This window comes from Stenotrophomonas sp. 05L414_2 (assembly GCF_056397905.1).
This window is the reverse complement of sequence record NZ_JBFTOJ010000290.1, coordinates 1-3449: the sequence shown is the minus strand read 5'-3', so window position 1 is coordinate 3449 and position 3449 is coordinate 1. Positions and strand designations below refer to the sequence as shown.

Below are 3449 nucleotides of genomic sequence, written 5' to 3'. Positions count from 1 at the left end.
TAATTCCCCCTTTCCCTTCTTACACAGGAATCGACCGCCGTGGTCAAGCCGTTGCCTCGCCTGAGGTTGCAGGGTTTCAACAACCTCACCAAGGCGCTGAGCTTCAACATCTATGACGTGTGTTACGCGCGCACCGAAGAGGAGCGTCAGCGTTACATTGAATACATCGATGAAGAGTACAACGCCGACAGGCTTACTCAAATCTTGACCGATGTCGCTGAGATCATCGGCGCCAACATCCTCAACGTGGCGCGCCAGGATTACGATCCGCAGGGTGCCTCGGTGACGATCCTGATCTCCGAAGAGCCGGTGATCGACAAGAAGCAGGCCGGCAAGGAGTTGATTTCCGATGCCGTGGTCGCGCACATGGACAAGTCGCACATCACCGTGCACACCTATCCGGAAACGCACCCGCAGGAAGGCATTGCCACTTTCCGCGCCGATATCGACGTGGCTACCTGTGGCGTCATTTCGCCGTTGAAGGCACTGAACTACCTGATCGAGAGCCTGGAATCGGACATCGTGATCATGGACTACCGTGTCCGTGGCTTCACGCGTGATGTGAAGGGCAAGAAGCACTACATCGATCACAAGATCAACTCGATCCAGAACTTCCTGGCCAAGAACATCAAGTCGCGTTACGAGATGTTCGACGTCAATGTCTACCAGGAAAACATCTTCCACACGAAGATGCACCTGAAGGACTTCGACCTGGACCAGTACCTGTTCGAGGAAAAGGCCAAGAACATCTCGTTCAAGGAACGCATGAAGATCGAAGCGCTGCTGCGTCGTGAGATCGAAGAGCTGTTCCACGGCCGCAACCTGGCTGAGTGACCCATGTGCGATGCCGGTAGGCATCGCCACCCAGGCGGGACGCCCCGCCCCGTGGAGCCTGCGCTTGGCGCAATCTTCAGTTCCACGGCGATGTACCGACCTACGGCCCGGTGTGAAAACACCGGGCCGTTTCGTTTTTCCCAAAAAGGTAAGGAGCCCCCACCCATGCCCTGGATCTACCTGCTGCTGGCCGGTCTGTTCGAGATCGGATTCGCCCTTGGAATGAAGTACTCCGAAGGTTTCAGCAAACCCGTGCCGACCGCCCTGACGGTGGTGTCGGCGCTGATCAGCCTGTACTTGATGAGCCAGGCGATGAAGAACATTCCGGTCGGCACGGCCTATGCGATCTGGACCGGCATCGGCGCCATGGGCGTGACGGGGCAACCTCATTACCTGCGGCGACCCATGCGGGGTTGCCGGCCAGCGGCCGGCACTACCCTCATGCGGGTTACAGCCGGTAGGCAATGGTCTTCATCACCCTGGAGGCCAGCGCCATCGCGCCCGGAATCGGGAACGGCAGGCGGCGCGCGCCGGCCTGCTCGGCATGTTCGGCATGCCGGGCCTCGTCTTCCTTCATCACCCGGATGACCGCGCGGCTGCGCAGGTCGCCGGCCGGCAGGTCGACCAGGTGTTCGTCCAGATGGGCTTCCACCTGGCGCTCGGTCTCGACCACGAAGCCCAGGTTCCAGCCGTCGCCGCGCAGCCCGGCCAGGGTGCCGATGGTGTAGCTGCCGGCGTACCAGAGCGGATTGAACAGGCTGGGGCGGCTGTCCAGCTCGCTCAGGCGGGTGGCGCACCAGGCCAGGTGATCGGTCTCTTCCTGGGCCGCTTCCAGCAGATGTTCGCGGGTCGCCGGGTCGCGTGCCACCGCGGCCTGGCCGAAGTACAGGCCCTGGGCGCAGACCTCACCGACATGGTTGATGCGCATCAGCCCGGCCGCGTGGCGACGCTGGGCGCTGTCCATGCCGGGCTCGCCGGTGTCCGTGGCCGGATAGGGGCGGCTGGCCGGCGGGTTGCCGAACACCGTGTCCAGGGCGCGCTGCGCCTCGGTCAGCAGGTGGTCCAGCGGGGTGGTCTGGCGAAGCACGGTCATGGCGGCACGGCGTGGAGCGGGGGAGGCCCGATTCTCGCCCGGCCCCGGTCCCCTGCCAACCCGGGGCAGGGGACCGGTTGCACCCGCCAGCCAAGGTGCGTACAATGCCGCCCCTTACGCTCCACCTTTCACAACGCGTGGCAGAGTTCCGGCGAGTCCTTCGCCGCAATGAGCCCGACCTAACCAAGAGTTCTTCATGAGCACTTTCACTGCCAAGAACGAGACCGTCCAGCGCGACTGGTACCTCGTCGACGCCGAGGGCAAGACCCTGGGCCGTCTCTGCACCGAGCTGGCCCGCCGTCTGCGTGGCAAGCACAAGCCGGTCTACACCCCGCACGTTGATACCGGCGACTACCTGGTCGTCATCAATGCAGAAAAGATTGTCGTCACCGGCAAGAAGCTGCAGGACAAGATGTATCACCGTTTCACCGGTTACATCGGCAACCTGAAGACCGAAWCYCTSGCCCAGGCGCTTGAGCGCCACCCGGAGCGYGTSATCGAGACCGCCGTCAAGGGCATGCTGCCGAAGGGCMCGCTGGGTCGCCAGATGTACCGCAAGCTCAAGGTCTACGCCGGCACTGAGCATCCGCACGCCGCACAGCAGCCGCAGGTTCTGGATATCTAATCATGGCTATCACTCAAAACTACGGCACTGGCCGCCGCAAGTCCTCCACCGCTCGCGTGTTCCTGCGCAAGGGTTCGGGCAACATCACCGTCAATGGCCGTCCGCTGGACGAGTTCTTCGGCCGTGAGACCGCTCGCATGATCGTGCGCCAGCCGCTCGAGCTGACCAAGAACACCGAGAGCTTCGACATCCTGGTCACCGCCGCTGGCGGCGGCACCACCGGCCAGGCCGGTGCGATCCGTCTGGGTATCGCCCGCGCTCTGGTCGAGTACGACGAGACCCTGAAGTCCGAGCTGCGCAAGGCTGGCTTCATGACCCGCGACGCCCGCGAAGTCGAACGTAAGAAGGTCGGTCTGCACAAGGCCCGCCGCGCCACCCAGTTCTCCAAGCGCTGATTTACCGCGCCTGGTTGGGCTCCTTCGGGAGCCCGCTGGATGGAAAAGCAAAAGCCCGGCTTCGGCCGGGCTTTTGTCGTTCTGGGGCTGCGCATTTCAAGGTTGCCGGCCAGCGGCCGGCACTACCCATGGTCCGTATGCCCGACCCCGGTCTCTGTCTGGAGGAGAGTCCCCTTGTTGTTCAAGGGGGGCGCGCCGACAGGCGCGGGGATAAGGTGGGATGCGTGACCAAATTAAAAAGAAAAAGGCCTGATCTTTCGATCAGGCCTTTTTCTTTTTAATTTGGCTGCCCCTGATGGATTCGAACCACCGATGCCTGAGTCAGAGTCAGGTGCCTTACCGCTTGGCTAAGGGGCAATGTAACGTGTAACTATTTTCTCACTTTTCACGTTGAAAAACAACTTCAACGTGGTGGCTATGGGTGGACTCGAACCACCGACCCCAGCATTATGAGTGCTGTGCTCTAACCGGCTGAGCTACATAGCCTTGGTGAGCCCGCTAT

General features: G+C 62.0%; 4 protein-coding genes, 2 tRNA genes and 1 pseudogene. 4 read left to right on the top strand and 3 right to left on the bottom strand.

Annotated features, from left to right (window positions below; all coding sequences use genetic code 11):
* Positions 1-39: 39 nt before the first annotated feature.
* Both speD and AC1DJN_RS21675 read left to right on the top strand, forming a co-directional pair.
* The gene (gene speD / locus AC1DJN_RS21680) at positions 40-834 is read left to right on the top strand and encodes an adenosylmethionine decarboxylase (RefSeq protein WP_025874620.1); all 795 of its coding nucleotides are present in this window, start codon (positions 40-42) and stop codon (positions 832-834) included.
* 165 nt (positions 835-999) lie between these two features.
* Positions 1000-1212: pseudogene (locus tag AC1DJN_RS21675) on the top strand (DMT family transporter); the annotation flags it as partial.
* A 70-nt stretch (positions 1213-1282) separates the two neighbouring features.
* Here AC1DJN_RS21675 and coq7 read toward each other — a convergent pair.
* Positions 1283-1927 carry a 2-polyprenyl-3-methyl-6-methoxy-1,4-benzoquinone monooxygenase gene (coq7, locus tag AC1DJN_RS21670; RefSeq protein WP_032976655.1) on the bottom strand — a complete coding sequence of 215 codons (645 nt, stop codon included), beginning with the start codon at positions 1925-1927 and terminating at the stop codon, positions 1283-1285.
* Positions 1928-2123: 196 nt separating this feature from the next.
* On the opposite strand from coq7, the gene rplM reads away from it, so the two are divergent.
* Both rplM and rpsI read left to right on the top strand, forming a co-directional pair.
* A complete protein-coding gene (gene rplM / locus AC1DJN_RS21665) occupies positions 2124-2552 on the top strand; it encodes a 50S ribosomal protein L13 (RefSeq protein ID WP_478040204.1) in 429 nt (142 codons plus the stop codon).
* A 2-nt stretch (positions 2553-2554) separates the two neighbouring features.
* Positions 2555-2947, top strand: coding sequence for a 30S ribosomal protein S9 (gene rpsI, locus AC1DJN_RS21660; RefSeq protein WP_005411311.1), 393 nt, complete (start codon positions 2555-2557; stop codon positions 2945-2947).
* Positions 2948-3230: 283 nt separating this feature from the next.
* Here rpsI and AC1DJN_RS21655 read toward each other — a convergent pair.
* Both AC1DJN_RS21655 and AC1DJN_RS21650 read right to left on the bottom strand, forming a co-directional pair.
* A tRNA-Gln gene (locus tag AC1DJN_RS21655) sits at positions 3231-3304 on the bottom strand.
* 52 nt (positions 3305-3356) lie between these two features.
* A tRNA-Met gene (locus AC1DJN_RS21650) sits at positions 3357-3433 on the bottom strand.
* Positions 3434-3449 lie beyond the last annotated feature (16 nt).